Annotated in this window: 28 protein-coding genes and 1 pseudogene; 9 read left to right on the top strand and 20 right to left on the bottom strand. The window is 66.6% G+C overall.

Annotated features, from left to right (window positions below):
* Positions 1-145: 145 nt before the first annotated feature.
* Complete coding sequence (ampC, locus tag PST29_RS20130) at positions 146-1,318, bottom strand: class C beta-lactamase (protein ID WP_060844168.1); 1,173 nt, start codon at positions 1,316-1,318, stop codon at positions 146-148.
* A 226-nt stretch (positions 1,319-1,544) separates the two neighbouring features.
* Between ampC and PST29_RS20125 the strand changes: the two genes are divergently transcribed.
* Positions 1,545-2,420, top strand: a complete 876-nt coding sequence (locus PST29_RS20125) for a LysR substrate-binding domain-containing protein (RefSeq protein ID WP_060844167.1) — start codon at positions 1,545-1,547, stop codon at positions 2,418-2,420.
* A 7-nt stretch (positions 2,421-2,427) separates the two neighbouring features.
* Here PST29_RS20125 and PST29_RS31165 read toward each other — a convergent pair whose 3' ends face one another.
* The 5 genes and pseudogenes from PST29_RS31165 to PST29_RS20105 all read right to left on the bottom strand — a co-directional run bounded on the left by PST29_RS31165 (position 2,428) and on the right by PST29_RS20105 (position 4,594).
* The gene (locus tag PST29_RS31165; protein WP_082729279.1) at positions 2,428-2,643 is read right to left on the bottom strand and encodes a YXWGXW repeat-containing protein; all 216 of its coding nucleotides are present in this window, start codon (positions 2,641-2,643) and stop codon (positions 2,428-2,430) included.
* A gap of 93 nt (positions 2,644-2,736) precedes the next feature.
* Positions 2,737-3,216 carry a periplasmic heavy metal sensor gene (locus tag PST29_RS20120; protein ID WP_060844166.1) on the bottom strand — a complete coding sequence of 160 codons (480 nt, stop codon included), beginning with the start codon at positions 3,214-3,216 and terminating at the stop codon, positions 2,737-2,739.
* A complete protein-coding gene (locus tag PST29_RS20115; RefSeq protein WP_060844165.1) occupies positions 3,213-3,650 on the bottom strand; it encodes a hypothetical protein in 438 nt (145 codons plus the stop codon). Before PST29_RS20115 ends, PST29_RS20120 begins: the two co-directional genes overlap by 4 nt.
* A pseudogene (locus PST29_RS20110) lies at positions 3,647-4,237 on the bottom strand (RNA polymerase sigma factor); the annotation flags it as partial. The gene PST29_RS20115 and the pseudogene PST29_RS20110, both read right to left, overlap by 4 nt.
* Before the next feature lie 39 nt (positions 4,238-4,276).
* Positions 4,277-4,594 (bottom strand): YXWGXW repeat-containing protein, encoded by a 318-nt coding sequence (locus tag PST29_RS20105; protein ID WP_060844164.1) that lies wholly within the window; start codon positions 4,592-4,594, stop codon positions 4,277-4,279.
* Between the two features lie 547 nt (positions 4,595-5,141).
* Here PST29_RS20105 and PST29_RS20100 point away from each other — a divergent pair.
* Positions 5,142-5,948 carry an AraC family transcriptional regulator gene (locus PST29_RS20100; RefSeq protein WP_060844163.1) on the top strand — a complete coding sequence of 269 codons (807 nt, stop codon included), beginning with the start codon at positions 5,142-5,144 and terminating at the stop codon, positions 5,946-5,948.
* Between the two features lie 233 nt (positions 5,949-6,181).
* Positions 6,182-6,598, top strand: coding sequence for a hypothetical protein (locus PST29_RS20095; protein WP_060840239.1), 417 nt, complete (start codon positions 6,182-6,184; stop codon positions 6,596-6,598).
* Positions 6,599-6,615: 17 nt separating this feature from the next.
* On the opposite strand, the gene PST29_RS20090 is transcribed toward PST29_RS20095, so the two are convergent.
* On the bottom strand, positions 6,616-7,062 hold the full coding sequence (locus tag PST29_RS20090; protein ID WP_060844162.1) for a GNAT family acetyltransferase: 447 nt from the start codon (positions 7,060-7,062) through the stop codon (positions 6,616-6,618).
* Positions 7,063-7,119: 57 nt separating this feature from the next.
* The gene (locus tag PST29_RS20085; protein WP_060840237.1) at positions 7,120-7,563 is read right to left on the bottom strand and encodes a hypothetical protein; all 444 of its coding nucleotides are present in this window, start codon (positions 7,561-7,563) and stop codon (positions 7,120-7,122) included.
* Positions 7,564-8,116: 553 nt separating this feature from the next.
* Between PST29_RS20085 and PST29_RS20080 the strand changes: the two genes are divergently transcribed.
* Positions 8,117-8,506: a hypothetical protein gene (locus tag PST29_RS20080; RefSeq protein WP_060844161.1), complete on the top strand. Its 390-nt coding sequence runs from the start codon at positions 8,117-8,119 to the stop codon at positions 8,504-8,506.
* A gap of 332 nt (positions 8,507-8,838) precedes the next feature.
* Here the strand turns inward: PST29_RS20080 and PST29_RS20075 are convergent, their stop codons facing one another.
* Positions 8,839-9,990, bottom strand: a complete 1,152-nt coding sequence (locus tag PST29_RS20075; RefSeq protein WP_060844160.1) for an MFS transporter — start codon at positions 9,988-9,990, stop codon at positions 8,839-8,841.
* Between the two features lie 232 nt (positions 9,991-10,222).
* Here PST29_RS20075 and PST29_RS20070 point away from each other — a divergent pair, with 232 nt between their 5' ends.
* On the top strand, positions 10,223-10,693 hold the full coding sequence (locus PST29_RS20070; protein ID WP_060840234.1) for an Lrp/AsnC family transcriptional regulator: 471 nt from the start codon (positions 10,223-10,225) through the stop codon (positions 10,691-10,693).
* 3 nt (positions 10,694-10,696) lie between these two features.
* Here PST29_RS20070 and PST29_RS20065 read toward each other — a convergent pair whose 3' ends face one another.
* Positions 10,697-11,587, bottom strand: a complete 891-nt coding sequence (locus PST29_RS20065; protein ID WP_060844159.1) for a LysR family transcriptional regulator — start codon at positions 11,585-11,587, stop codon at positions 10,697-10,699.
* Between the two features lie 98 nt (positions 11,588-11,685).
* Here PST29_RS20065 and PST29_RS20060 point away from each other — a divergent pair, with 98 nt between their 5' ends.
* The 4 genes from PST29_RS20060 (at position 11,686) to PST29_RS20045 (ending at position 14,985) form a co-directional block, all read left to right on the top strand.
* Positions 11,686-12,684, top strand: a complete 999-nt coding sequence (locus tag PST29_RS20060; RefSeq protein ID WP_060840232.1) for a cyclase family protein — start codon at positions 11,686-11,688, stop codon at positions 12,682-12,684.
* Between the two features lie 32 nt (positions 12,685-12,716).
* Positions 12,717-13,145: a RidA family protein gene (locus tag PST29_RS20055; protein ID WP_129405811.1), complete on the top strand. Its 429-nt coding sequence runs from the start codon at positions 12,717-12,719 to the stop codon at positions 13,143-13,145.
* Positions 13,146-13,220: 75 nt separating this feature from the next.
* Positions 13,221-14,216 carry a diaminopimelate epimerase gene (locus tag PST29_RS20050; protein ID WP_060844158.1) on the top strand — a complete coding sequence of 332 codons (996 nt, stop codon included), beginning with the start codon at positions 13,221-13,223 and terminating at the stop codon, positions 14,214-14,216.
* A 109-nt stretch (positions 14,217-14,325) separates the two neighbouring features.
* Positions 14,326-14,985: a hypothetical protein gene (locus PST29_RS20045; RefSeq protein WP_060844157.1), complete on the top strand. Its 660-nt coding sequence runs from the start codon at positions 14,326-14,328 to the stop codon at positions 14,983-14,985.
* Between the two features lie 12 nt (positions 14,986-14,997).
* Here PST29_RS20045 and codA read toward each other — a convergent pair whose 3' ends face one another.
* The 10 genes from codA to PST29_RS19995 form a co-directional block, all read right to left on the bottom strand.
* The gene (gene codA / locus PST29_RS20040) at positions 14,998-16,254 is read right to left on the bottom strand and encodes a cytosine deaminase (protein WP_060844156.1); all 1,257 of its coding nucleotides are present in this window, start codon (positions 16,252-16,254) and stop codon (positions 14,998-15,000) included.
* 181 nt (positions 16,255-16,435) lie between these two features.
* Complete coding sequence (gene codB, locus PST29_RS20035; RefSeq protein WP_060844155.1) at positions 16,436-17,707, bottom strand: cytosine permease; 1,272 nt, start codon at positions 17,705-17,707, stop codon at positions 16,436-16,438.
* A 166-nt stretch (positions 17,708-17,873) separates the two neighbouring features.
* Positions 17,874-18,071 carry a helix-turn-helix transcriptional regulator gene (locus tag PST29_RS20030; RefSeq protein ID WP_060840226.1) on the bottom strand — a complete coding sequence of 66 codons (198 nt, stop codon included), beginning with the start codon at positions 18,069-18,071 and terminating at the stop codon, positions 17,874-17,876.
* The gene (locus PST29_RS20025) at positions 18,068-18,442 is read right to left on the bottom strand and encodes a hypothetical protein (protein WP_060844154.1); all 375 of its coding nucleotides are present in this window, start codon (positions 18,440-18,442) and stop codon (positions 18,068-18,070) included. Before PST29_RS20025 ends, PST29_RS20030 begins: the two co-directional genes overlap by 4 nt.
* Before the next feature lie 85 nt (positions 18,443-18,527).
* Positions 18,528-19,151, bottom strand: coding sequence for an NUDIX hydrolase (locus PST29_RS20020; RefSeq protein ID WP_060844153.1), 624 nt, complete (start codon positions 19,149-19,151; stop codon positions 18,528-18,530).
* Positions 19,152-19,252: 101 nt separating this feature from the next.
* The gene (locus PST29_RS20015) at positions 19,253-20,224 is read right to left on the bottom strand and encodes an oligopeptide/dipeptide ABC transporter ATP-binding protein (protein ID WP_060844152.1); all 972 of its coding nucleotides are present in this window, start codon (positions 20,222-20,224) and stop codon (positions 19,253-19,255) included.
* Positions 20,221-21,216 carry an ABC transporter ATP-binding protein gene (locus PST29_RS20010; RefSeq protein WP_060840222.1) on the bottom strand — a complete coding sequence of 332 codons (996 nt, stop codon included), beginning with the start codon at positions 21,214-21,216 and terminating at the stop codon, positions 20,221-20,223. The genes PST29_RS20015 and PST29_RS20010 overlap by 4 nt, the downstream gene beginning before the upstream one ends.
* Positions 21,213-22,112, bottom strand: a complete 900-nt coding sequence (gene ddpC / locus PST29_RS20005; protein WP_060844151.1) for a D,D-dipeptide ABC transporter permease — start codon at positions 22,110-22,112, stop codon at positions 21,213-21,215. The genes PST29_RS20010 and ddpC overlap by 4 nt, the downstream gene beginning before the upstream one ends.
* 1 nt (position 22,113) lies before the next feature.
* Entirely contained in the window at positions 22,114-23,130 is a 1,017-nt protein-coding gene (locus PST29_RS20000; protein ID WP_060844150.1) for an ABC transporter permease, read from the bottom strand.
* Between the two features lie 118 nt (positions 23,131-23,248).
* The gene (locus PST29_RS19995; RefSeq protein ID WP_060844149.1) at positions 23,249-24,826 is read right to left on the bottom strand and encodes an ABC transporter substrate-binding protein; all 1,578 of its coding nucleotides are present in this window, start codon (positions 24,824-24,826) and stop codon (positions 23,249-23,251) included.
* Between the last annotated feature and the right edge of the window lie 32 nt (positions 24,827-24,858).

Below are 24,858 nucleotides of genomic sequence, written 5' to 3'. Positions count from 1 at the left end.
TTGCCCGGCCTGGCCGGGGTGAGCGGTCGAGGGGATTTCCAGAGTCTAGGCGCGATGGCCGAAGCGACAAGAAAAACGCCACGTGAGCGCAGCCGGCACGTGGCGTTTGGTTGTTCCGGCGCGGGCCGGGGCGGTGCTGGAGCGCTTAGCGGGCCGCCTCAAGCGCGCCGAGAATCCCATGGGCGGCCTTGACCCGCTCTTCGTTGGGGTAGTTCTTGTTGGCCAGCAGGACGATGCCGATCTGCTTGCCGGGGACAAACAGCACATAGGCGCCGAAGCCGTTGGTGGAGCCGGTCTTGTTGTACAGGGCGTCGGCTTGTGGCGCCTGGGCCGGCGTCAGCCACTGCACCGGGTGCGGCTCAAGGGCCATGGCCGATGAGTTGCCGGCCAGCAGCCGCGCCAGGGGCACCGGGTAGGCATAGCGTTCCCAGCCCAGGCCCTGGGTCATGTCGCCCACCCGGTAGTAACCGCTCTGGGTACTGGCAATGGCGCGCTGCACGGTGGCGTCGAGCTGCCCCGGTTGCAGGTTGCCGGCAACGAACTGCAGCAGGTCGGCGGCGCTGGTCTTGACCCCGTAGGCCTCGCTGTCCATGGCACCGGGGCCGACCCGACTCGGCTTGTTCTGCTTGTCGTAGCCCTGGGCGTAGTGGCTGCGCTGATCCTGCGGGACGCGGACGTAGCTGTGCTTGAGGCCCAGCTTGGGAAACAGCGTCTGTTCCATCAACTGATCGAACGGCTGGCCCAGGCTGCGCGCCGCCAGGTAGCCGAACAGCCCGAGGCTGGGGTTGGAATACAGGCGCTGGGTGCCGGGGCTGAAGGTCGGTTTCCAGGTGTTGTAGTAGTCCAGGGTCTTGTCTTCGCCCTTGACATCGTCGGGGAACTGCAGGGGCAGGCCGCCGGCGGTGTAGGTGCCCAGCTGCAACAGGCTGATACCGTCGAAGGCGCTGCCGCGCAGGGCCGGCAGGTACTGGCTGGCGTGGTCGTTGAGGGCCAGCTTGCCGCTGGCCTGGGCGTAGGCAGCCAGGGTCGCGGTGAAGGTCTTGCTCACCGAGCCGACCTCGAACAGGGTGTCGTGGTCCACCGGACGCTGATTGTCCTTGGAGGCGACACCGTAGTTAAAGTAATGTCGCTTGCCATCGACGATGATCGCTACCGCCATCCCGGGGATGCCCTGCTGCTGCATCAACGGACGGATGGTGGCGTCCACCGTGGCTTTCAGGGCGCTGTCCGGGGTGATTTCGGCCAGTGCCTGGGAGGCACCAAGAAGCAAGGCACAGGCGCCGAACAGGCCCCGTCCGGTTAAGGTTATTTGCCGCATGATGGGTGGTTTTCCATATTTTTTGCTTATTTTGACCGCAGGGTTCCAAGCGGCCTTCCGGCCTTGATCTTCGTCGCGCGAATTCAAGGGGTACACGGCTCGCCAGGTCTTCCGGGCAGGGGGTGCCGGGGCGGCGGCTGGCGAGCGAGGCCACTGTAGGCAGTCTGCGGCGGACCGGCAAACGACGATATTTCGCGGCAGCCATTAGAAAAATTAGGGAATAGTCATGCTCCGTCCTCATCTGCCCTTGAACGCACTGCGCGCCTTCGAAGCCTCGGCACGTCATTTGAGCTTCACCCGCGCGGCCATCGAGCTGTGCGTGACCCAGGCGGCGGTCAGCCATCAGGTCAAGAGCCTGGAGGCCCAACTCAAGGTCACCCTGTTCAAGCGCCTGCCCCGTGGGCTGATGCTCACCAGCGAAGGCGAGACGCTGCTGCCGGTGCTGCGCGAGTGCTTCGACCGCATCGCCCAGACCCTCGGGCGGTTCGACGGCGGGCACTACCGCGAGGTGCTGACGGTGGGCGCCGTGGGCACCTTCGCGGTCGGCTGGTTGCTGCCGCGCCTGGGGGACTTCCAGGCCCGCCATCCGTTCATCGACTTGCGCCTGAGCACCAACAACAACCGGGTGGACGTGGCCGCCGAGGGCCTGGACTACGCCATCCGCTTCGGCACCGGGGCCTGGCACGGCATCGATGCCCTGCCACTGCTGCAGGCGCCGCTGTCGGTGCTGTGCGTGCCGGAGATTGCCCGCCAGTTGCACAGCCCGGCGGACCTTCTGGGCCAGACCCTGTTGCGTTCCTACCGCACCGACGAGTGGCCGCAGTGGTTCCAGGCGGCGGGGCTGGGCAGCAACAGCCTGTTGCCCCAGAGCGTGGTCTTCGACTCGTCCCTGGGCATGCTCGAAGCCGCCCTGCAGGGCCTGGGCGTGGCCCTGGCGCCGCCCTTGATGTTCGCGCGGCAACTGGCCAGTGGCGCGGTGGTGCAGCCGTTCGACATCGGCATCGTCACCGGCAGCTATTGGCTGACGCGCTTGCAGTCACGGGCGGAAACCTCCGCCATGAGCGCCTTCAAGGCCTGGCTGCTGGAGGCGGTGGCCGCCTAGGCCCCGCTCAATAGCGCCAGTGCCCCGGCGTCCAGACCCACTGGCCGGCGTGCCAGCGGTAATGTCCGGCCACCCAGTGGTAGCTCGGTGCCGGCGCCATCGGTATCACTTCAACGAGGGGCGGTGGCGGCGGCCGGCGTGGATGGACCGGCTCGACCACGCAACCGGCCAGGGTGGTGCCAAGCAAGCTGGCAAGGAGGAGGCTTTGGAGAACACGAGGCATGGGCGCTGTCCTTGGGAAGAGGCCGTGGGCCCGCGGTCATCGCGGGCGCTCAAGGGTTGAACGCGGCCCGGGGCGAAATCCGTCGCCGACGTTTCAATCGCGATTGGCCGCGCGGTTTTTTCCCGGGCCCCGCAGGTACATGGACTCCACCAGTTGCTGGCGTTCCTTGAGCGACAGGCCGCCGGCAAAATTGGCCAGGGCTTCATCCACCCGGGCCCGCAGGGCGATGTCGGCCTCGCGGGACTTGCCCAGTTCGGCGTCCAGGGCGCGGCGGTCCAGCGAGTCGGCGCCGAGCTCGCGAACCACCCCCTGGCGGGCCTCGCGCGCGGCGATGATCAGCGGCTGGCTGTCGATGCGGGTCTGGCGCAACAGCTGGCGCAACTGGCGGCGGCGCTCGTCCGGCATCTGCGTCATGGCCTGGCGCAGGCCCTGTTGCGGCATCGCCAGGGCCTGGGTCGGTTTGGGCTGGCCGAACCATTGGTAGAGGCCACCGGCAACGCCGCCGATCAGGAACACATTGAGCAGCAGCGACAGCAGCAGCAAGGTTTTCAGTGGGCGGGGGGACAGGTTCACTGTTCAGCCTCCTCGGCGTTGATGCTCAGGACGAATTCCGCGTCGCTCTGGTCCAGGACACTGGGCAAGGCCTCGGCGGAGGGCGGCAGCGGCAGGCTCAGGGTCACCGCCAGCATGCCGGTGGCGGCACCGCTGAGGCCGACCCCGATCCAGCCCAGGGAGGTCAGCCGGCCGGCATAGCGCTGCCAGAGCGTCGGTGCCGGCTGGCGCATGCTTGCCGTGGCGATGATCCGCTGCACCAGTGCCGGGCTTGGTTCCGGCACCTGGTAGCTGTCCAGCCGGGTGTCGAGCCAGCGCGCCTCTTGCAGCGCTTGCCGGGCCGCGCCATGGCCGGCGTCGAGCAGGGCCTGGGCAGCGGCGCGCTCGGCACTGGGCCAGCGTTGCAGGTCCGCGCCATAGGCGTCGGCCAGGTAGGCAAAGCGTTCGGGGGTCATGGTGTTCTCCTTCCTGAGAGGTCCGCGCCGGGGGCCTCGGCGAGGTGGCTGCGCAGAGTGCGTCGGGCCCGCGACAGCAGGCTTTCCAGAGCCTCGACGCTGATGTTCATCAGCGCTGCGGCCTCGGTGTTGGACAGCTCCTGGTAGTACTGCAGGACGATCGCTTCGCGCTGGCGCTCCGGCAGCCGGTCCAGGGCCTGGGCCATGCGGCGCCGCTGGCTTTCGGCTTCCAGCTGCTGCTCCGGCGTGGGGCCGCTGTCCGCTGCCTCGATGGCCTCGTCGCTGTCGCTCTGCAGGTGATCCTTGCGCCGGCGCAGGCGGTCGTAGCACAGGTTCAGGGCGACCCGGTGCAACCAGGTATCGAAGCGTGCCTGTTCGCTGCGCCAGTGCGCCGCCTGTTTCCAGATCCGCAGGAAACTCTCCTGGGCGATGTCCCGGGCTTCGTCGGCGTCACCCAGCAAGCGGCTGGCCAGGGCCAGCAGGCGCGGCAGCTTGCGGGTGACCATTTCTTTCACGGCCTGGGCTTCGTTGTTGCCGATGCGGGCCAGCAACTCCAGATCCGGGTCGGTGTCGTTCAAATCGGCGGTTCTCGGTGCGGTGGTGGGGCGATCCGGAAGAGCGCGTGCTCAGCGCAGCCAATGGCCTTCGATCCAGTACCAGTTCGGCCCGCGGGCCTGCCAGTGCCCAGGCACCCACTGGCCGCGGCGCATCACTGGCTGCCAGTGTCCCGGCACCCAGACATAGCCGCCTGCGTGCCAGCGCCAGTGGCCGTGATCCCAGGCATAACCGGGGCGGGCCATGGGCGGCGCTTCGTAGCGCATGGGCGGCGGGGCCTGCTGAACGATCACGGTCTGGGCGAAGACCGGGCTGCCGGCCAGGGCGGTGAAGGCCAGGGGGATCAGCAGCAGGGTACGAAGACGTGGCAGACAACGGGCAAGCTTCATGATGGCTCCTTCAGGCCTGCGTTCGCTGTTGAACGCAGCTGATGGGTTCAACGATAGATGGCCGAGGAATCCGTCGCAGGGAAGTGAAGGTTTATCCGGGCCCGGTTCAACCGCGGTTCAGCGAGCGGGCCTGGGGGCTGGCACGGGGCGGGCTGCGGCGCATGCAAATTTTTCGGCGGTGGCGGCGACGGAAGTTGCCAGGGCGCGCCGTTCAATCGGTAACCCTGTGCGGCGCCGGCAAGGTTCGCCGGCGCCGCAGAGCGGTTGCACCACTGAACCCTTGAGGAATGCACCATGTCCCGTCGTATTGCGCTGCTGATTGTCATGGCCACGATGCTGTCTTTGGGAGGCTGCGTGGTTTACCCCGGGCACTACCACGGCTGCTGCTACCGCTATGGCTACTACCGCTAGGGCCCCGGGCCGCACGCCGGCGTGATCCGGGGTGCTTGGCTAAGCCCCATGGGCCCGGCACAATCCTCGACCTTGCAGGGCAGGCACCGGCGTCGCGCCGATGGTGGAAATGCCCCGGGAGCGCGGAGGAAGGTGGATGCCCGTCTTGAAACACCAGGACCAGGACCCGGATGCGATTGCGCGTCCGGTGTGCGCCCTGCGCATCTCGATGCAAGAAGAGCGCTGGGAGCGGCCGTGGCACAGCCATCGCAAGGCCCAGTTGCTGTTTCCCGCGGGCGGCGTGCTCAGCTGCGAGAGCGCCGAGGGCCTGTGGCTGGCGCCGCCGCAGTGCGCGGTATGGATTCCCAGCGCGATCGAGCATCGGGTCCAGGGGCTGCAGAACGCCCAGGGCTACTGCCTGCTGGTCGAGCCCGAGCACGCCCGTGCGCTGCCTCAGGCCTGCTGCACCCTGGTGATGTCGCCGTTGTTGCAGGAGCTGCTCAGGCGCTGTGCGCAGCTGCCGTTCCTGTATGACCAGGACGGCGCCGCCGGGCGCTTGGTCGCCGTGACTCTGGATGAACTGGCGGTCGCGCCCCGGGAGCAGATCCACCTGCCCATGCCCCGGCACGCACAACTGCGGCGCCTGGCCCAGCAGATCCTTGAACAGCCGCAGCGGCGCCTGAGCCTTGGGCAATGGGGCGAGCAGATCGGCCTCAGCGAACGCAGCCTGAGCCGCTTGATCGTGGCCGAGACCGGCCTGAGTTTCGGTCGCTGGCAGCGTCAGTTGCACATCCTCCTGGGGCTCAGGCAATTGGGCCGGGGCGACTCGGTGGAGTGTGTGGCGCTGACCCTGGGCTATGACAGCGCCAGCGCCTTTATCCGCATGTTCAAGAAAGCCGTGGGCCAGCCACCGGGGCGTTTCTTTGCCGAGCGCCGCCAGGCGCTGGAAAACGACGCCCTGTAGCCGCTGCCGAGCCCGCGAGGCTGCGAAAAGACCCGCAGGGCCTTGCCTGGCGCTGTCCGGTCAAACTCTCGATCGCTGTGGCCGGTCGGCGTGCCGCCCAACCCGTGCGCCGCCTGTGGCAGTGGCGATATCTGGCCGGATTGATCAATAACTTGTCGATCTCGGCTGATGCGGACAGTGGTTCCCAGGAAGATGATAAGCATTCTTGTTTGTCAACTTCTTGAGGTGTTCCCATGTACTTCGATCATCAGCATTTTCCCCTGGTCTGGATGCGTCGCGCCGAGGACGCAGGGCAGCCCGGAGTCGACCCTTTCCAGCAGTTGGAGGCATTGATGCAGCGTGCTCAGGCCTTTGTCCTGATGAGCGATGTGCTGCCTGAGCCCGAGCAGCGCAACAGCCAGCAGAACAAGGCATTGCTCAAGCAGGGTTCGCTGTGGATGAAGCGCAACAAGGCGGCGATCCGCCGCTGGATCAAGGCGATGATCGTCATCGCCCCGCAGCCGGAAGCCCAGGCCGGCGTCGAGGCTTTTGCCAGGAACTATGAAAAGTTCTGGGGCTACCCACTGCTGCACAGCGCCTCGCCGCTGGCGGCCATCAGCCTGGCCCAGCAACTGCTGGCGCCACCGCGCAGCAACCTGAACAACTGGTGAGAGCGGCGCGGCTGCCGTCAGCCGCGCAGGTGCTCGGGGACGTTGGCGGTGATCACCTTGCCCATGCTGACCCGGGGTTCAACCTGATACCCCAGGGCCTGGTAGAAGCCCTGCACCGCGGCGTTGCTGCTGAGGATCTGCAGGTTGATCTTCAGGCAGCCGCGGGCGCCCAGGGCCTGCTCGCCATGGCGCACCAGGGCCCGGCCGGTGCCGAGCCGGCGCTGTTGCGGGTCCACCGCCAGGGAGTACAACCAGCCACGGTGGCCGTCGTAGCCGGCCATCAGGGTGCCGATGACCTGCCCTGAGGCCAGGGCGACGAAGAACAGCCCGTCATCCACGGCGAGCTTGCGGTCGATGGCCAGCTCCGGGGCGTTGTGGGCGGTGTCGTAACCGAAGACACGGTTCCACAGATCGATCACCGGCTGGCGGTGCTGGGTGTTGCGGTACTCGACGAGTTGGATCATGGCGTGGGCTCGATAAAGGGTTGAGCACCGGAGCGCGGGTATGGCCGGTGGCAGGTTTCAGTCCTGGTGGCCGGGCCAGGTTTCGGTGGGGAAATAGGCCTCCAGCCCAGGTTCCTTGTGGTCCACGCCATCCCGGGTCCAGTAGCAGCTCAAGCGCGAGTAGTTGTCCAGGTCGCCGCGCACCAGGCAGGTGGCGCTGTGCCCGGGCTCGCTGAAGCGCAACACATCGGCCTCGGCCATGGTGGCCCGCTCCACCTTGCCGATGGCGGTGGTGGTCTTGCCGTTGATGGTCTTGACCAGGGTCAGGGCCTGGTTTTCATAGCGGATCACCGCGGTGCCGGAGTAGGTCGGGCCGCCGTCCGGCTCCTTGCCGATCAGCATGAACTGGCCGGGCACCATGCTGTAGTAGACGTGCGGCTCCTGGTCCTGCTTCGGCGCGGCCTGGGCCGCAAGGCTGGCCAGCAGCAGGCCGAGAAGGGGGGCGCGGGAGAAATGCGGCATCGGTGCTCACTCCTGTTGAGGCGGGGGGCCATGATTCCAGACTTGGCGTTGCAGATAAATGCCCGGGCGGCTAGCGGTGTTCGATCACCCGATGTTCCACGGTGTCTGGCAACTCAGCTTTGGAGGGCTTAGCCGCAAGCTGCAAGCTTGGAGCTTGGAGCTTGGAGCTTGGAGCTTGGAGCTTGGAGCTTGGAGCTTGGAGTGGAGGCGGGCTTGAAGGTCGTTGGAACGGGGTTTGGTCGCTTTCTTTTGTAAGGCAAATCCGAGAAACTGCGGGCCGCTTGAATGCGCCTGGTGGGCGGGCTAGGGTGCCTGGGCCATCGCCAAATCGATGGCTCGGATGTGCAAGTCCGAATTTTGCTAAGGCGTAGAAACGCTCAGCCATGCTTGGGCGTTTTTCATGTCCGCTGTGTCATGGCGGCCGTGCGCGGGAGATCTTCGGATCTGCCGGGTGTCCTAGCAAACTCGGTCTTGCACACCTGCGTACGGCTGCCACCCTTATTCGTGTGCAAGCGAACGGTGTCGGCTCCTATTCTTAGCTAGGAGTTTGACCATGAAAAAGATCGTTCCCGATCCACCGACTTCTTCCTATCGCGATCCCCAGCTCAAGGCCGCCAATGCTTCCGTGCGTGAAGCGCTGGCCCGGCATCCATTGGACCTGGCGATGTTCCAGTTCAAGACCACGGCCCAGGCCGTTACTCCCGACTCGCTGTTCAGCGTGCGCCCGGGCGTGGGCGTCGAGGAGGCGCTGGTGCATGTGGCGTTGCTGCTCAAATGCGCCGAGGAGGTCAGTGATGAAATCACCCGGCAGGGCAGTGGCCTGGAGACTGGGTTGATCTGGTCCATGGTGCATTCGGTGGAGATGGCGCGAGCGGTGGTGGAAGCGTTGCTCGATGGCGCTCCGAGGGATGCTGTTGGCCTTGGAGTAGAGGGCGGTTGTTGATGGGGTACATATCCGTTGCTGCGGCTGTGGCCACTGGCGGTTTCGCTTTTACAGCGACTCACTTTTGACGGACGCAAAAGTAAGCAAAACGTCTCTGCCCCTGCATCCGGCGCCTCGCTAAGGCTCGGCGTTCCCTCGCTCCGGCATTGCTCCGGGGGCACGCCGCCCCAGGCCATCCATGGCCTGGGGCGGCTAGCTCGGCATCCCTGCCGAGCTGCCCCCTGCGCAATGCCTGCACTCGGCCTCCTGAAGGGGCAGCAAGATCAAAAGCCAAAGACTTAGCTGCAAGCCGCAAGCTTGGAGCTTGGAGCTTGGAGCTTGGCGCTTGGCGCTTACAGCTTGAGTATTCTGCCGCTGGCGGCCACTGCCAACAGCAGCACGGCGATCAGGCCGAACGCCATGCTCAGGCTGCTGCCATGGGCAACGAAACCGATCACCGCGGGGCCGGCAAGGATGCCGGCATAGCCCAGGGTGGTGATGGCCGGTACGGCGATGCTCTCCGGCATGACCTGCTGTTTGCCCACGGCGCTGTAGAGCACCGGCACGATGTTCGAGCAACCCGCGCCCACCAGGGCATAGCCCAGCAGCGCCGCTTCCCAGGCCGGGGCCAGGGTCGCCAGCAGCAGGCCGGCGGCGGCGGTGCTGCCACCGATGATGATCACCCGGCGCGCGCCCAGGCGATGGACGATGGCATCGCCGGTCAGGCGGCCTAGGGTCATGGTCAGGGCAAAGGCGGCGTAGCCCAGGCCGGCGTAGGCTGCATCCAGGTCGCGCTCGGCGGTGAGAAACACGGCGCTCCAGTCCAGCACCGCGCCCTCGGCGAGGAACACCACGAAGCACAGGCAGCCGATGAACAGCACCACGCCATGGGGCACGGCAAAGGCCGGGCCCGAGCTCTGGCTGCCGTAGGGCAGCATGTGCGGCGCGGCCTTGAGCAGCGCCAGCAGCGTCAGGACGATTACCACCAGGGTCGCGCCCAGCGGCGACAGGCCGAGGCCGAGCAAGGCGCTGACCCCCGCGGCACCGACGATCCCGCCCAGGCTGAACAGCCCGTGAAAGCCCGACATCATGGTCTTGCCGCTGGCCCGTTCGACGATCACCGCTTGCAGGTTGACCGTGGAGTCCACGCCGCCCAGGCCGGCGCCGAACATGAACAGCGCCGCCATCAGCAGCGGGATCGAGCTCAGGGTCGCCAGCAGCGGCAGGGCCAGGCAGATCAGCAAGGTGCCACCGGCCATCACCCGGCGGCAGCCGAAGCGCCCGGCCAGGGCCCCGGCAATCGGCATCGCCAGGATCGAACCCACCCCCAGGCACAACAGCAGCAGGCCCAGGGTGGCTTCGTCGAGCCCGGCCCGGGCCTTGGCGTAGGGCACCAGCGGAGCCCAGGCGGCGATGCCGAAACCGGCGATGAAAAAGGCGATGCGGGTGGACATCTGTTCGAGGCGGCCGGGGGTGGCCTGCATGTGGGTGTTGCTGGCAGTCATAAAAATCCTTGGCGATGAAACTCGCTGCCGGCCACCTGATGCCCCCATGGCGTGATGGCGGCCGGGTCGGGGATTGTGACAAATCCAGCCAGTGAAGGTTGCAGTAATCGCCACGGCGCTGCGCCAGGGCCGGAAATAATAGTGCGCAAGCCGGCGCGTTGTTTCGCATAATCGGCCGCTTTGCACAAAAACATTGCAGCGCGTGCCGTCCGCCCCCGGAGTTTTCCTGCCCATGAATGCCAGTCTCGACGCCTATGACCTGAAGTTGCTCGCCGAGCTGCAGCGTGACGCCAGCACCGCGCAAAGCGAGCTCGGGCTGCGGGTCAACCTGTCCACCGCCGCGGTCAACCGGCGGCTCAAGCGCCTCAGCGACGAGGGCGTGATCGAGCGCTACAGCGCCATCGTCGCCCCCGATGCCCTGGGCCACGAGCTGAGCATCATCGTCGAGGTGGAAGTGGAGAGTGAGCGCATCGACCAGATCGACGCGCTCAAGCGCAGTTTCCAGGCCTGCCCCCAGGTCCAGCAGTGCTACTACGTGGCCGGCGAGTGCGACTTCGTGCTGATTTTCTGCGTGCGCAACATGGCCCAGTACACCCAGCTGACCCGCGAACTGTTCTTCGACAACGCCAACGTCAAGCGCTTCAAGACCCTGGTGGCGATGAACCGGGTCAAGGTCGGCCTGGACGTGCCCACGTCCGGCTGAGGTTCAGGGCGCCTGCAGCGCTTGCACGAGAAAATCCACGAACACCCGGACCTTCTGCGACAGGTGGCGCTGGCTGGGGTACAGCGCATAGATATGACGCTCGGCCAGGTGCTGCTCCGGCAGCACCCGCAGCAGCTGGCCGCTGTCCAGCAACGGTTGGGCGACGAACCCGGGCAGCGCGCCGATGCCCAGGCCGGCCACCAGCATGTCGGCCAGCAGCAGGCTGTTGTCTGCGGAGAAATGCACCGGCAGCTCCAGCCGGGTCTGGCCTTCGGGGCCTTGCAGTTGCCAGCGCCCCGGGTGTTCCGCCAGCCGGTAGGCCAGGCAGCGATGCTGATGCAGGTCGGCAATGCTCGTCGGCGTGCCGGCTTCTTGCAGATAGCCCGGCGCGGCGCAGATGAGCTGTTCCACTTGCCCCAGGTGGCGGGCGATCAGTGACGAATCCTCCAGTTGCCGGCGAATCCGCAACGAGACGTCGAAGCCTTCGCCCACCACGTCCAGCACCTGGTCGTTGAGGGTCAGGTCCACCTGCAATTGCGGGTAGCGCTGCATGAAGGCCACCAGGATCGGCGACAGCACCTTGAGCCCGAAGGACAGCGGCGCATTGACCCGCAGGCGCCCGCCGGGTTCGTGCAGGCCGGCCTGGGTGGCCCGCTCCAGGGCGTCCAGCTCGTCCAGCAGGTGGCAGCATTCGCTGAAGTAGCGCTGCCCGGCCTCCGACAGGCTCATGCGCCGGGTGGTGCGCAGGATCAACAGGCTGCCCAGGCGTTCTTCCAGCTGGCGCACCTGTTTGCTCACCGCCGCCGTGGACTGCCCGAGATCGGCGGCGGCCTGGCTGAAGCTGGAACGTTCCGCCACCCGGCGAAAGGTGCGCATGGCCATCAGCACGTCCATATTGTTTCTCCTGGGTTGAATATGTATCCACGAAACCGCTGATTATCTCTGATCGAGCACTCAATACCATGGCCACTTCATTTCACAGGAGTGTTGTCATGGCTTATCGCGCAATGTCGAAGATGGTTTCCGGGGTGTTGGCCCTGTCCCTGCTCAGTGGCCTGTGCAACGCCGCCACGGCGCCCCGGCCCGAGGTGGGCATCAGCCCCTGGGGGCCCAGGGACGAGATCGGTCGCCTGAACCTGATCACCCCCGAGTCCCGGGCGGCGATCATGGCCCGGGTCAGTGGCGAGCAGGCCTATGACCTGGCGGTGGACTACTTCGTCGGCATGCCCAGCTGGCAGGCCGCCGGCGACCCGCCGTACCAGATGTGGATGACCCACACCCCCCACGGCAACGTGATCGCCGACCCGATGCAGGTTGGTGAACCGATGAACCAGCACGTCAGCTACAGCGGTTCGGCGGTGTCGATGTACGCCCACATGGGCACCCATATCGATGCCCTCAACCACTTCGGCCTCAACGGCAAGATCTGGAACGGCTACCGCGCCGACCAGCACCTGGGGGACCGCGGCTGGAACGTCACCGGCGCGGAAAAACTGCCGCCGATCATTGCCCGCGGGGTGCTGATCGACGTCGCCGCGGCCAAGGGCCTGGAGCAATTGGCGGACAGCTACCGGGTCACCCGCGCCGATCTGCAGCAGGCCCTGGCCCGGCAGAACGTGGCCCTGGAAAAAGGCGATGTGGTGCTGATCCGCACCGGGCGCATGCGCGATTTCGACAATGCCCAACGCTACATGGCCAACCCGCCGGGGCTGAGCCTGGATGCGGCGAAGTTCCTGGTGGAAGAGGGCGGGGCCATGGTGGTGGGGGCCGACAACCTGAGTTTTGAAACCTTCCCCTCCGAGGTCGAGGGCAACTACCTGCCGCTGCACACCTACCTGCTGGCCATGCAGGGCGCGCCGATCATGGAGCTGGTCAACCTGGAAGGCCTGTCCCGGGACAAGGTGTACCAGTTCGCCTTTATCGGTGCTTCACTCAAGCTGCGCGGCGCCGATGCCGCGCCGATCCGGCCCATGGCCTTGCCCATTCGTTGAAGGGGCGAATGGCTTTTGCTCAGGAGATGACCATGTCTACCGCGCTTTTTTCAAACCCGGTGCTGCGCCTGTCCAACCCGCCCGGGCTCTATGACCCCAGCGCCAACGGCTATTCCCATGTGGCACAAGTGGCCGCCGGTGCGCGCCTGGTGTTCATCGCCGGGCAGGGCGGCGAAACGCCTGACGGTCAGTTGGCCGCGGACTTCGCCGCCCAGGTGCGCCAGGCCCTGGCCAACCTGCAGACCGCCCTGGCCAGCGTGGGTGCCGAGGTCAGCCAGGTGGCCAAGCTCACGGTGCTGATCGTCGATCACAGCCACGAGCGGTTGGCGATCTTTGGCCGCCAGTTGCGGGCGTTGTGGGGACCGGCGGCGACCCCGGCCTGCACCCTGATCCCGGTGCCGCGCCTGGCCCTGGACGGCATGCTGTTCGAGATCGAGGCGATTGCCGTGTTGCCGTCCTGAGCCTGAGTTCCCCTCTGGTGGAGCCGCTGCATTCTCCGTAATGTCAGCGGCTCGGTTTTTTCTGGAGGCGGTGTCATGGCGGCGTTCTACGATGCACGGGGCAATATCTATGGGGTGGTGACGCCCGCAGCGCTGCGCGGCCTGGGCATTGCCTTGCCCGGCAGCGCGGCCCAGGCGGCCCGGGACCGGCGCCTATGGGCCGAACAGGCGATCGCCGCGCTCTGCGACTGGGCCCCGGGCACCCGGCCAGCCGGGGCCAAGGCCCACCGCAGCGATGGTTTGCTGGTGGGGCCGTTCCAGGCTCAGGCGCCCTTCGATCTGTTGATCGTCAACACCGACGGCACCCTGGCCGAGCGCAGCGGCAATGGCCTGACGATCTTTTCCCAGGCCCTTGTCGAACAGGGGCTGCTGGCAACCCAGGGGCCGACGCTGTTGCAGGTGCATCACGATCAAGCCACGGGCGCCTCGCCGGTGGCCACGCAGGTGGAGCCGGCGCAAGTGGCGGGGCAGCAGGGCTTCTGGCTGGATCTGGGCCAGCCGTCCTTCGGGCCCGAGGCCGTCGCGGCGATCGGTGTCGAGGCCGTGACTTTCAACGGTCGCGAGCTGAGCCGGGTGGCGCCGTTGCAGGCGCTGAACCCGCTGTGGGAGCACAGCCAGTTCGTGCGCATCGGCAACCCCCATTGCGTGACCCTGGTGGAAGAAGCCGACGCCTTGCCGAGCAACCCGCAGATGCTCGCGGCGCCGCTGGCCGAAGGGCTGACCGCGACGGCTTTTGCCTTGCCCCTGGGCAGCGGCGAGCCGTGCCCGGCGGGGGTCAACCTGCAATGGGCGATGCGCGAGTCGGCGCAGCGCATCGTCGCCCGGGTGTTCGAGCGTGGCGAAGGGCCGACCGCCTCGTCGGGCACCAGCGCCAGTGCCGTGGCTTGCGCGGCGTGGCGGGTGGGCTGGGTCAAGGCTGGCGAGGTGCAGGTGGTGATGCCCGGCGGCACCGCGCCCTTGCTGTTGCAAGAGACCGAGGGGGTGTTGACCCGGGTGAGCCTGTTCGGCACGGCGCTGGCACTGACTGAGTGAGGACGCCGGAGTCGCGGTGGCGGAGTGCAAAACGGTTGGAGTTTCTATAGCGTGGCGGCAGTCGCGGCTCATCTCCCGCTACAGCCCACCTCTCTGGAAAGGATTCGACATGCAAAAAGGAATGCCCCGCCGAGCCTTGCTCAAAGGCTCGGTTATGGCTCTGGGGGCTTTAGTCGCTGGCAGCCTTGGCGGTTGCCTGACCAGCCAGCTTTACGAAAGCCAAGCCAGCAATGAGGTCTATACGGAAACCGTCAGCCAGTTCTATGTCACGGCGGACGCGAAGAGCTTTGTCATCCTTGGCAAGAAGTACCACTACTTCGTGATGGTCGATCCGAAGTTGCTGCAGGCTATCCAGTCGGACCTGCATGGGAAAATGCAGGCCGAGTTTTCGCAGATCCACGTCAGTGCGTGGCAGAACCTGGAGGGTGAGCTGGTCCTGAGGATTCCCGGGCTGGATCAGCTCGACGCCCAGCAGATCGAGGCAGCCGAGGCCTTGGGTTTCGTGGTGGAGAGGTCGCAGAACGCCCTGTTGCACCGCTATGCCATTCGCGGCAGCCGCTTCAAGTCCAAACGGGATATCAGCGCCTATCAGGCCAACCCGTTGAACAGCACCTACACCTTGCAGTTCTCGGCGTACCGCGAGAAGAGCAAGGTCGGCCAGGTGCTGTTGACGCCGGTGACCCTAACCGCGGACGGCGTGTTGGTGATCCTCGCCCTGCCGCTGTTGCCGGTGGCGTTCATGGCGGCCCAGCCGTTTCGGGTCAAGTAAGCATCGCTACCGTCAGTCGCCGGCCAGTTGCACCTGGGCCATCTGCCGTTGCATCAGGACCTTGCCGTGGCGGATCGAATAAAGCGGCAGGCCTTGGCTGCGGATCATTTCGTAATCGCTGTCGGCCGAGAGGATCAGCAGGTTCGCCGGCCGACCTTCCTCAAGGCCGTAGCCTTCGCCCAGGGCCAGGGCCTTGGCGCTGTTGTCGGTGACCAGGTCCAGGGCGCTCTGCAGGTTGCGGTAGCCGAGCATGTGGCAGATGTGCAGGCCGGCTTCCAGCACCCGCAGGATGTTGCCGTTACCCAGGGGGTACCAGGGGTCGACAATCGAGTCCTGGCCGAAGCACACGTTCATTCCGGCTTCCAGCAGTTCGTTGACCCGGGTCACGCCGCGGCGTTTCGGGAAGCTGTCGAAGCGCCCCTGCAGGTGGATGCTTTCGGTGGGGCAGGAGACAAAGCTGATGCCCGAGTGCCCCAGCAGGCGGAACAGCTTGGCGCAGTAGGCGTTGTCGTAGGAGCCCATGGCGGTGGTGTGGCTGGCGCTGACCCGCGAGCCCATGCCGCGGCTGCGGGCCTCTTCGGCCAGCACTTCGAGAAAGCGCGAGTGCGGGTCGTCGGTTTCGTCGCAGTGCACGTCCACCAGGCAGCCCGTGCGTTCGGCCAGGTCCATGAGGAACTTCACCGAGCTCACGCCCTGGTCGCGGGTGTATTCGAAGTGGGGAATGCCGCCCACCACGTCGGCGCCCAGGCGGATGGCTTCTTCCATCAGTTCGCGGCCGTTGCGAAACGATTCGATGCCCTCCTGGGGGAAGGCGACGATCTGCAAGTCGATCAGGTGCGCGCTTTGCTCGCGCACTTCGAGCATGGCCTTGAGGGCGGTGAGGTCCGGGTCGGTGACGTCGACGTGGGTGCGCACGTGCTGGATGCCGTGGGCGGCCAGGGCGCGGATGGTCTTGTGGGCGCGGGTGCGGGTGTCTTCGGCGGTGATGCTGGCCTTGCGTTCGCCCCAGCATTCGATGCCTTCGAACAGGGTGCCGCTCATGTTCCAGCGCGGCTCGCCGGCGGTGAGGGTGGCGTCCAGGTGAATGTGCGGTTCGACGAAGGGCGGCACCACCAGGTTGCCGCCGGCATCCAGGTGCTCGGGGCCGAAGGGCGCGCTGGCGGTGGGGGCGTCGGGGCCTTGCAGGACAATGCGGGCGATGCGGCCGTTTTCCAGGTGCAGTTGGTGCAGACCTTCACGGTGGCGCAGGCGGGCGTTGGTGATCAGCATCGGGGCAATTCCTCGAGTCGGGCAATCAGTGGTTGCGCCGTGAGATCCGGGCGCTGGCCCTTGTCCCACGGTCATTGGACTGTCCTTGCTCCGGCCGCGACAGGGCCGGTGGGTGGGGACAGGGTGTTGCATGACCGGGCCATGATAGACCCGGATCGCCTGGAGTGAGCAAGGTGCGGGTTCAGCTGCGAGCCTCGGCGCCGGCACTGGAGCGGGCGCCGAGCCAGGCGCTGAACAGCACATGGCTCAGGCTGGCGACGGCGATGCCCACCAGCGGGGCGACCCAGGGCGAGCAGAATGCCGCCAGGGTGCCCAGGCCGTAGGCGGCCAGCCCCGGCCAGTTCCAGTCCGGCAACTGGCTGTCGGCCAGACGCGGGTAGCGGCCGCGCCAGCGATAGAAGAAGTCGGCCATGATCACCCCGCCAATCGGCGGAATCACCGTGCCCAGCAGCACCAGATAAGGCACCAGCAAGTCGTACATGCCGAGCATCGCCAGCAGGGTGCCGATCAGCGCGCCCACCAGGGTCACGGTCTTGCGCCGCTGGGTGCGCAGCAGGTTGCAGCCGGCCACGGCGAAGTTGTAGATGGTGTTGTCCTGGGTGCTCCAGATGTTCAACAGCAGCATGGCCATGGCGGCCGTGGCAAAGCCCTGCAGCAGCAAGACTTCGACCACGTCCGGCTGCTGGTAGACGATGGCGCCGTAGGCACCGATCAGCACCATCAGGCCATTGCCGAGGCAGAAACCGATCAGGCTGGCGCTCACCGCCACCCGCGCCGAGCGGGAGAAACGGGTCCAGTTGGTGGCCTGGGTGGCGCCGCTGACAAAGGTGCCGAACACCAGGGTCAGGGCGGTGGACAGGTCCAGGCTGGCGCTGGGGGTGAGGGCCAGCAGGCCGTCGAGGCCGCCGACCTGGGTGGTCGCCACCGTCATCGACAGCACCAGCAGCAGACCCATGGCCGGCACCGCGATCCACGACAGGATCTCCAGGCCGCGGTAGCCGATGTAGGCGGTGGCGCAGAAGGCCATGCCGAACAGCAGCATCAACCCCAGCACCGCGCCCGAATCCAGCTGGAAGTACTTGCCCAGCACCACCGCGGCGGTGGCGGTGCCCCAGGCGTACCAGCCGACCTGGGTCAGGCCGAGGATCAGGTCGCTGAGCTTGCTGCCCCGTTCACCGAAGCACAAGCGCCCCATCAGCACCGTGTTCAGCCCGCTCTTGAAGGCGATGTAGCCCAGGCTCGCGGCGTAGATCCCCAGCAGCAGGTTGCCGAGGACAATCACCATCAGCAGGGTGGTGAAGTCGAACGCCACCCCCAGCTTGCCGCCGGCGAACATGGTCGCGGTGAAGAAGGTGAAACCCAGCAGCACCATGGCCATGGAGGCCAGGCCCTTGCGGGCGTGCTGCGGAACTTCGCTCAAGGGGTAGTCGTTGCCGGGTTCGTGCTGGGTCATGGGCCTGTCCCTGGTCGCAGTGGTGCCTCGCTGTAGCAGGCGCCGTGCCAAACGGGTCGCCGGAGCGGGTGCCCCAGCAGTTATAGCCGATGCCTGCGGGCCTGCCCCGGCTGCAGGCCGCGCCGGGGCGAAAATGGTGCACGGGCGCACTGCCTCGTGGCCGGGGTCAGTCCTGGTCGGGGTTGAAGATGCTTTCGATAGGCATCTGGAAGGCCCGGGCGATCTTGAACGCCAGGGGCAGGCTGGGGTCGTAGCGCCCGGTCTCGATGGCATTCACCGTCTGCCGGGACACCTCAAGCCGGGTGGCCAGCTCGGCCTGGGACCAGCCTTTGAGGGTGCGCAATTCGCGCAGTTGGTTGTTCATCGGTAGCGCCGCCAGCCGACCACCGTGGCCAGGGCCCAGACCAGGCCCATCACTGGCCACACGTAGAACATCGAGAGCCGGGGCAGGCCGGCGGTTTCCAGGAAGCCGTAGCTGAAGGTGATCAGCGCGGTGCAGACAAAGGACAGCCCCAGGGCTTCGAGCTGGATGCGCCGGGCCAGTTCGTCCATGCGCCGCAACTGGCGCACCACCGCCAGGGCCATGGCCACCATGGGGATCACCGGCACCAGGGCCAGGGCAATCTTGCCCGGACCCGGGCTCATGTCAGCCAGCCAGTGGCTGCTCAAAACCACACAGGCGATATAGGCCAGCAAGGCCAGGCTGAATTCCCCGAAATAGCGTTTGGTGCCCATGGGCGATCTCCTTGAGTAAAGTGTCCTTTACATTAGGTGGGGCGATTTTTCATGTCAAGGGTGCTTTACATTGACCGCGTCATGCTCAGTCGAACAGGGCCACGCTGCGCCGGCCTTCGTGGAAGTCGAAAGCCTCCTGGATATCCCGTTCCACGGTGCGACCCTGGGACAGCGGCGGCAACTGGTCCGGGGCGAAGAACGCCGCGTCGCTGGTTTCGCTACCGGCCACCGGGGCCTCGGCGTCTTGCCGTTCACAGAGAAAGTACAGCTTGTAGAAGTCCCGGTGATCCGGCTTGTAGGGGCCCTTGGCCTTGTGCCGCAGGCCGTACAGCTGGCGCACCGAGACCTGGAGCCCGGCTTCCTCGTGGATTTCCTTGATGATGTTCTGCGCCGCCGACAGGCCCACATCGGCATAGCCCCCGGGCAGGGCCCAGAGGCCATCGTGCTGCTCGCGCACCAGGAGGATCTTGCCGTCCTCGATCAGCGCGCCGCGCACTTCGACCATCGGCGTCGAATAGCGTTGGGCAAAGTCCGAGACCAGATCGGTGATGCGCTCCACGGGCACGTTGCCCAGTTGCGCGAGCATGTCGTGGGCGATGTCGGCGACTTCCTGGTAGCGCTCGCGGTCGTGCACGTCCTTGCAGAAGTGCAGGCCGGTGGAGGCGATGGCTTGCAAGCGTTTGGCGTGGGTCAGCCAGTGGCTTTCCATGGGTGGGGTTCCTGCGGCGTCAGAGAGAAGGCGCCTGTTTTAAGCCCTTGGCACGCAGGGAGCAAGCACCACGCCGTGGCCGGCGGCGTGGTGCCGGTGGATCACCCCGGGAGGTCTTGCCGATGGCAACGCACTTGCTGGGTCGCGCTGCCCTGCAACGGTTGCGGCTTTTCGCAGCCTGGGCCGCGCCGGCTGCAGCGGTCGAGAAAGAAGCAGCCGCTGGGCAGCTTGCGGTTGCCCGGCAGTTCGGTGGGCGCCGAGACCTGGCTGTCCGCCAGGGGCGCGCCGAGGCGTGGCACCGCATCCAGCAGCAGTTGGGTGTAGGGATGGCGCGGTCGCTCCAGCACTTGTTCGGCGCTGCCCAGTTCGACGATCTGTCCCAGGTACATCACCGCCACCCGGTCGGCCATGTGCCGCACCACCGAGACGTTGTGGGAGATCAGCACGAAGGTCAGGCCGCGACTGCGCTGCAGGTCCGCCAGCAGGTTGAGGATCTGCGCCTGCACCGAGATGTCCAGGGCCGAGGTCGGTTCGTCGAGGACGATGATGTCCGGGTTCGACGCCAGGGCCCGGGCAATGGCGATGCGCTGGCGCTGGCCGCCGGAGAACTGGTGCGGGTAGCGCTCCAGGTATTCGCTGCGGATGCCCACCTGCTGCGCCACCGTGGCGGCGATCTCGCGCATCTGTGCGGCCGGGGTGTTGCCCAGGGCGAACAGCGGCTCGGTGATGATCTTCCAGATCGGCAGGCGCGGGTCGAGGGACGATTGCGGGTCCTGGAACACGATCTGCACATGGCTGTGGCGTTCGCGGTCGCTGGCGTAGGCCCAGCGCAGGTCGCCGCTGCTGGGCTTGACCAGGCCCATCAGCAGTTGCGCCAGGGTGCTCTTGCCGCAGCCGGATTCGCCAACGATGCCCAGGGTTTCCCCGGGGCGCAGTTCCAGGTCGATGCCGTTCAGCGCGTGGGCGAAGGCCCGGGGCCGGCCCAGCCAGTCATTGCTCAGGGGGAAGCGTACCTGCACGTCGTTGAGGCGCAGCAGCGGCGGGTTGCCGGTTTGCGAGGCGGTGGCGGTCATTGGGCGGACTCCGGGGCGGCCAGCCAGCAGGCGCTCTTGCGCTGCTCGCCGGCGTTGATCGAATGCAGCGGTGGCCGTTGGGCACATATCGCCATGGCCTGCGGGCAGCGCTCGCGGAAGGTGCAGCCAGCGGGCAGGTGGGCGAGGTTCGGCACCTGCCCGGGAATGGTCAGCAGTGGCGCGCCGGGGGCCACTTGCTCCGGCAGGCCGCTGAGCAGGCCGCGGGTGTAGGGGTGCTGCGGATCGAGCATGACCTGGGCGGTGCTGCCTTGCTCCACCACGGCGCCGGTGTACATCACATAGACCCGATCGCAGAACTGCGAGACCACCGCCATGTCGTGGGTGATCAACAGGATCGCGGTGCCCCGTTGCCGGGCCTTCTCGCGCAGCAACAGCAGCACCTGGCGCTGCACGGTGACGTCCAGGGCGGTGGTGGGTTCGTCGGCGATCAGCAGTTGCGGGTCACAGGAGAACGCCAGGGCGATCATCACCCGCTGGCGCATGCCGCCGGACAGCTCGAACGGATAGGCCTGCAGCACCTGCTCGGGGTCGGCGATGTGCATGTCGCGCAGCAGGGCGATGGCCTTGGCCCGGGCCTGGTCCTGGCTCAGGCGCTGGTGATGGATGATCACGTCGAGCATCTGCCGGCCGATGCGCCGGGTCGGGTTGAGGGCGGTCATCGGCTCCTGGAAGATCATCGCCGCGTCGCGGCCACGGATCTGCAGCAGCTGTTTTTCCGGGGTGGCGAGCATGTCGCGGCCCAGCAGCGACAGGCTGCCGGAGGTGATGCGGTAGCTGCGCTCGGGCAGCAGGCGCAGGCTGAGCATGGCGGTCACCGATTTGCCCGAGCCGGACTCGCCGACCACGCCGACGATCTCCCCCGGGTTGACGTGCAGCGACACGCCGTTGAGGGCCTGCACATTGCTGCGGTAGGCGGGGAATTCCAGGCTCAGGTTATCGATGTTGAGAACGGCGGATGAGCTCATGGTCATTTCCCCTGTTGCCGTGGGTCGAGCAGGTCACGGATGCCGTCACCCAGCAGGTTGAAACCGGTGGCGGTGAACAGGATCGCCAGCCCGGGAAAGGTCGAGTACCACCAGTTGTCGAGGATGAAGTTGCGCCCGGTGGCCACCATCGCCCCCCATTCGGCGGTGGGCTGCTGCGCCCCCAGGCCAATGAAGCCCAGGGCCGAGGCCATGAGGATGGCGCTGCCGATGTCCAGGCTCAGTTGCACCAGCAATGGCGGCATGGCGTTGCGCCCCACGTGCCAGCTGACGATGTGCCAGCGCCCGGCGCCGTAGGTCTGGGCCGCCTTGACGTAGCCCATCTGGCGGATGCTCAGGGCCTGGCCCCGGGCCAGGCGCACGTAGAACGGAATGCGCACCAGGGTGATCGCCAGCATGGCGTTGAACAGGCTCGGGCCCAGGGCGGCGGCCAGGGCCATGATCAGCACCAGCGACGGCACCGAGAGCATGATGTCCATCAGGCGCATGATCAGGCTGTCGAAGCGCCCGCCGATGATCCCCGACAGGCAGCCCAACAGGCCCCCGGCCAGGCAAGAGGCGAAGGCCACGAACAGGCCCACGCCCACCGACTGGCGGCTGCCGTGGAGCACCCGGCTGAACAGGTCGCGGCCGACTTCGTCGGTGCCGAACCAGTGGCTGGCGCTGGGGGCAGCCAGGCGCTCGGCGAGGTTCAGGGCGTTGGGGTCATGGCTCGACAGCCAGGGAGCGAAGGCCATGCACAGCAGCACCAGCAGGGTCATGCACAGCCCGGCGATGGTCAGCGGGCTTTGCCGCACGCGGTAGCCCAGGTAGGCCAGGCGCGCGCGCCAGCCGTTGGCCTGGGCCACGGGCAGCGGCAGGGGAATGTTCAAGGGAGCGGACATCTCAATTTACCTCGCCAATGCGCGGGTCGATCACCCGGTACAACAGGTCGATCGCCATGTTCAGCAGCACATAAATGAACGACACCAGGATGGCAAAGCCCATCACCGCCGGGAAATCCAGGGCCTGGATCGACTTCACCACGTAGGCGCCCATGCCCGGCCAGGCGAACACCGTCTCGGTCAGCACGGCGCCGTACAGCAGGTCGCCCAGGGTCAGGCCGAGCACCGTCACCGAGGGGATCAGCGCATTGGGCAGGGCGTGGCGCAAAATCACCGCCCAGCGCGACAGGCCGTAGGCCCGGGCGGTGCGGATGTAGTCCTCGCCGAGCTGGTCGAGCATCGCCGAGCGGATCTGCCGCGCCACCACCCCGAGGTTGACGAAGCCCAGGGTCACCGCCGGCAGGATCAGGTGCTGCAGGGCATTGAAAAACAGCGGGAGGTCCCCGGCCAGCAGCGAGTCGATCAGGTAGAAACCGCTGATCGTCGGTGGCGGCTCCAGGCCTTCGTCCAGGCGCCCGCTGCCGGGCAGCCAGCCCAGGTTGCCGTAGAACAGCAGGATCAGCCCCAAGCCCAGCCAGAACGCCGGGGTGGAAATCCCGGTGACCGCCAGGGTGCGGGCGATCTGGTCGATAAAGCGGTTGTGATAGACCGCCGACAACACCCCCAGCGGCACGCCCACCAGCACCGACAGCAGCAGGGCGGCCAGGGCCAGCTCCAGGGTCGCCGGGAAGAAGTTCTGCAGGTCTTCCAGCACCGGGCGGCTGGTGCGGATCGAGGTGCCCAGGTCGCCGTGCAGCAGGTCGAGCATGTAGCGCCCGTACTGCTGGTACAGCGGCAGGTCCAGGCCCAACTGGTGGCGGATGTTCTGCACGATGGCATCGCTGGCCCGGTCGCCGGCGATCAGCCGCGCCGGGTCACCGGGAATCAGGTGCGAGATGGTGAAGGTAATCAGCGAAACCCCGACCACGACCAGCAACAGGCCGAGCAGGCGTTTGCGCAACATATTCAGGAAGGCCATGAGGCAACCTCGTTAACGCTTGACGAACGGCGGGGGCAGCAGCGGCGCCCCGCCGGGGACACGGCAACCCGGCGCCGACCCGGTTCAGGGGCCGGCGACGGGGACTGCAGGCGCGGTCCTACTTGCTGATTTCAGCGATGTTGAACACCTGTTCCAGCATCGGATGGAACACGTAGCCCTTCACCGAATCACGCATCGGCAGGCTGTAGTTCTTCTGATACAGGTAGGCGTAGACGTTGTCCTTGAGAACGATCTTCTGCGCCTTCTGGTACAGCTCGATGCGCTTGGCGGTGTCGTTGGTGGCCGCCGCTTCGCGGATCAGGCCGTCGACTTCCGGGTTGCTGTAGAACGAGCGGTTGCCCGGCAGGCCCTGCAGGCTGGAGTCGAACCAGAAGTTCATGAACATGTAGGGGTCGGCGAAGTCCGGGCTCCAGGAGCCGATGGCCACGTCGTAGTCACCCTTGCCGACCCGTTCACGCATGGTGGCGTTGGCCAGCTTCTCCATCTTCAGGTTGATGCCCAGGGGCGCCAGGCCCGCTTGCAGGGTCAGGCCGATGGACTCCCAGTTGGCGTCCTTGTCCGAGTACAGGTAGGTCAGGTTGCTGATCTTCTGCGGGACCTTGGCCAGGCTGGCCTTGGCGCCGTCGAGGTTCTGCTGCATCAGCGGCAGGCTCGGGTCGTGGGCCCACATGCCGTCGGGGATCGGCCCGTTCATCAGCTTGGCCTGGCCCTTGAGGATGCCGTCGACGATGCCCTTGTAGTCGATGGCCTGGACCAGTGCCTGGCGCGCCTCGACGTTGTTCAGGGGCGCGCGCTGGTTGTTCAGGTACAGGTAGTTGACCCGCAGCGAGGGGAAGGTCTGGATCACCACCCCGGACTTGCCGGCCAGGGTGCCGAGCTGGTCTTCGGGCATGTCCTCGATGATGTCCAGGTCGCCGCGTTCCAGTTGCAGGCGGCGCACCGAGGCCTCGCTGATGATCTTGATCACCACCTTGTTCAGGCTTGGCTTGGGCCCGGCGTAGTAGCTGTTGGGCTCCAGCGTCAGCGACTGGCCCTTCTGCCAGTTGCTCAGGCGGAAGGCCCCGGAGCCGGCGGTGTGGGTCGACAGGTAGGCGTTGACGTCCTCGCCCTTGTTGGCCACGTCCGGGTTGATGATGCCGCCGCCGTTGTGGGCCAGGGTGTAGAGGAAGGGCGCGTAGGGCTTCTTCAGGGTGAAGCGCACGGTCAGCGGGTCGACCACGGCCACGCTCATGTCATCCGGGAAGGCCCCGGACGGGCCTTGCTTGAGCTGCATCAGGCGCTCGAAGGAGAACTTCACCGCGGCCGCGTCCACCGGCTTGCCGTCGTCGAACTTGTTGCCGGGCTTGAGCTTGAAGTCCCAGGTCAGGTTGTCGGCGGAGGTGCTCCAGCTCTCGGCCAGGTCGCCCTGAACTTCGGTGCTGCCCTTGCCGTTCTCGACCTTGTAGGTCACCAGCTTCTGGTAGGCCGGGTAGGTCACGGCCCAGTCGTTGTTGTCGATGGTCACGGCCGGGTCGAGGGTCTGCGGGTCGGCGGCCTTGCCGATCATCAGGGTGTCCTTGGGCGCGGCGGCGCTGGCCGCCTGCCAGGCGCCCAGGCTCAGGGCGGCGCACAGCAGCGACAGGGCGACACGGGTGGACAGACGCACATCAGGGTTATTGCGCAGATTGGGGGTCATGCCGGTTTCCTTGATCATTCGATGTTGGGAAG

Origin of the sequence: Pseudomonas sp. St29 (assembly GCF_001547915.1) — a bacterium.
In the GTDB taxonomy this organism is placed as follows: domain Bacteria; phylum Pseudomonadota; class Gammaproteobacteria; order Pseudomonadales; family Pseudomonadaceae; genus Aquipseudomonas.
Note: the sequence above shows the minus strand (reverse complement) of the source record. Positions and strands in the feature narration are given on the sequence as shown.

Bases quoted from the DNA above. Each gene is read 5' to 3' on its own strand.
- PST29_RS20010 (WP_060840222.1), bottom strand. From the start codon at position 21,216: ATGACCATGAGCTCATCCGCCGTTCTCAACATCGATAACCTGAGCCTG.
- PST29_RS20025 (WP_060844154.1), bottom strand. From the start codon at position 18,442: ATGGGCACCAAACGCTATTTCGGGGAATTCAGCCTGGCCTTGCTGGCC.
- PST29_RS20075 (WP_060844160.1), bottom strand. From the start codon at position 9,990: ATGACTGCCAGCAACACCCACATGCAGGCCACCCCCGGCCGCCTCGAA.
- PST29_RS20070 (WP_060840234.1), top strand. From the start codon at position 10,223: ATGAATGCCAGTCTCGACGCCTATGACCTGAAGTTGCTCGCCGAGCTG.
- ampC (WP_060844168.1), bottom strand. From the start codon at position 1,318: ATGCGGCAAATAACCTTAACCGGACGGGGCCTGTTCGGCGCCTGTGCC.
- PST29_RS20045 (WP_060844157.1), top strand. From the start codon at position 14,326: ATGCAAAAAGGAATGCCCCGCCGAGCCTTGCTCAAAGGCTCGGTTATG.
- PST29_RS20125 (WP_060844167.1), top strand. From the start codon at position 1,545: ATGCTCCGTCCTCATCTGCCCTTGAACGCACTGCGCGCCTTCGAAGCC.
- codB (WP_060844155.1), bottom strand. From the start codon at position 17,707: ATGACCCAGCACGAACCCGGCAACGACTACCCCTTGAGCGAAGTTCCG.
- PST29_RS20050 (WP_060844158.1), top strand. From the start codon at position 13,221: ATGGCGGCGTTCTACGATGCACGGGGCAATATCTATGGGGTGGTGACG.
- ddpC (WP_060844151.1), bottom strand. From the start codon at position 22,112: ATGTCCGCTCCCTTGAACATTCCCCTGCCGCTGCCCGTGGCCCAGGCC.
- PST29_RS20030 (WP_060840226.1), bottom strand. From the start codon at position 18,071: ATGAACAACCAACTGCGCGAATTGCGCACCCTCAAAGGCTGGTCCCAG.
- PST29_RS20115 (WP_060844165.1), bottom strand. From the start codon at position 3,650: ATGACCCCCGAACGCTTTGCCTACCTGGCCGACGCCTATGGCGCGGAC.
- PST29_RS20080 (WP_060844161.1), top strand. From the start codon at position 8,117: ATGAAAAAGATCGTTCCCGATCCACCGACTTCTTCCTATCGCGATCCC.
- PST29_RS20055 (WP_129405811.1), top strand. From the start codon at position 12,717: ATGTCTACCGCGCTTTTTTCAAACCCGGTGCTGCGCCTGTCCAACCCG.
- PST29_RS31165 (WP_082729279.1), bottom strand. From the start codon at position 2,643: ATGCCTCGTGTTCTCCAAAGCCTCCTCCTTGCCAGCTTGCTTGGCACC.
- PST29_RS20095 (WP_060840239.1), top strand. From the start codon at position 6,182: ATGTACTTCGATCATCAGCATTTTCCCCTGGTCTGGATGCGTCGCGCC.
- PST29_RS20065 (WP_060844159.1), bottom strand. From the start codon at position 11,587: ATGGACGTGCTGATGGCCATGCGCACCTTTCGCCGGGTGGCGGAACGT.
- PST29_RS19995 (WP_060844149.1), bottom strand. From the start codon at position 24,826: ATGACCCCCAATCTGCGCAATAACCCTGATGTGCGTCTGTCCACCCGT.
- PST29_RS20020 (WP_060844153.1), bottom strand. From the start codon at position 19,151: ATGGAAAGCCACTGGCTGACCCACGCCAAACGCTTGCAAGCCATCGCC.
- PST29_RS20085 (WP_060840237.1), bottom strand. From the start codon at position 7,563: ATGCCGCATTTCTCCCGCGCCCCCCTTCTCGGCCTGCTGCTGGCCAGC.
- PST29_RS20015 (WP_060844152.1), bottom strand. From the start codon at position 20,224: ATGACCGCCACCGCCTCGCAAACCGGCAACCCGCCGCTGCTGCGCCTC.
- PST29_RS20105 (WP_060844164.1), bottom strand. From the start codon at position 4,594: ATGAAGCTTGCCCGTTGTCTGCCACGTCTTCGTACCCTGCTGCTGATC.
- PST29_RS20000 (WP_060844150.1), bottom strand. From the start codon at position 23,130: ATGGCCTTCCTGAATATGTTGCGCAAACGCCTGCTCGGCCTGTTGCTG.
- codA (WP_060844156.1), bottom strand. From the start codon at position 16,254: ATGCTGATCACCAACGCCCGCCTGCGCCACCGTGAAGGTCTGCACCAA.
- PST29_RS20100 (WP_060844163.1), top strand. From the start codon at position 5,142: ATGCCCGTCTTGAAACACCAGGACCAGGACCCGGATGCGATTGCGCGT.
- PST29_RS20090 (WP_060844162.1), bottom strand. From the start codon at position 7,062: ATGATCCAACTCGTCGAGTACCGCAACACCCAGCACCGCCAGCCGGTG.
- PST29_RS20060 (WP_060840232.1), top strand. From the start codon at position 11,686: ATGGCTTATCGCGCAATGTCGAAGATGGTTTCCGGGGTGTTGGCCCTG.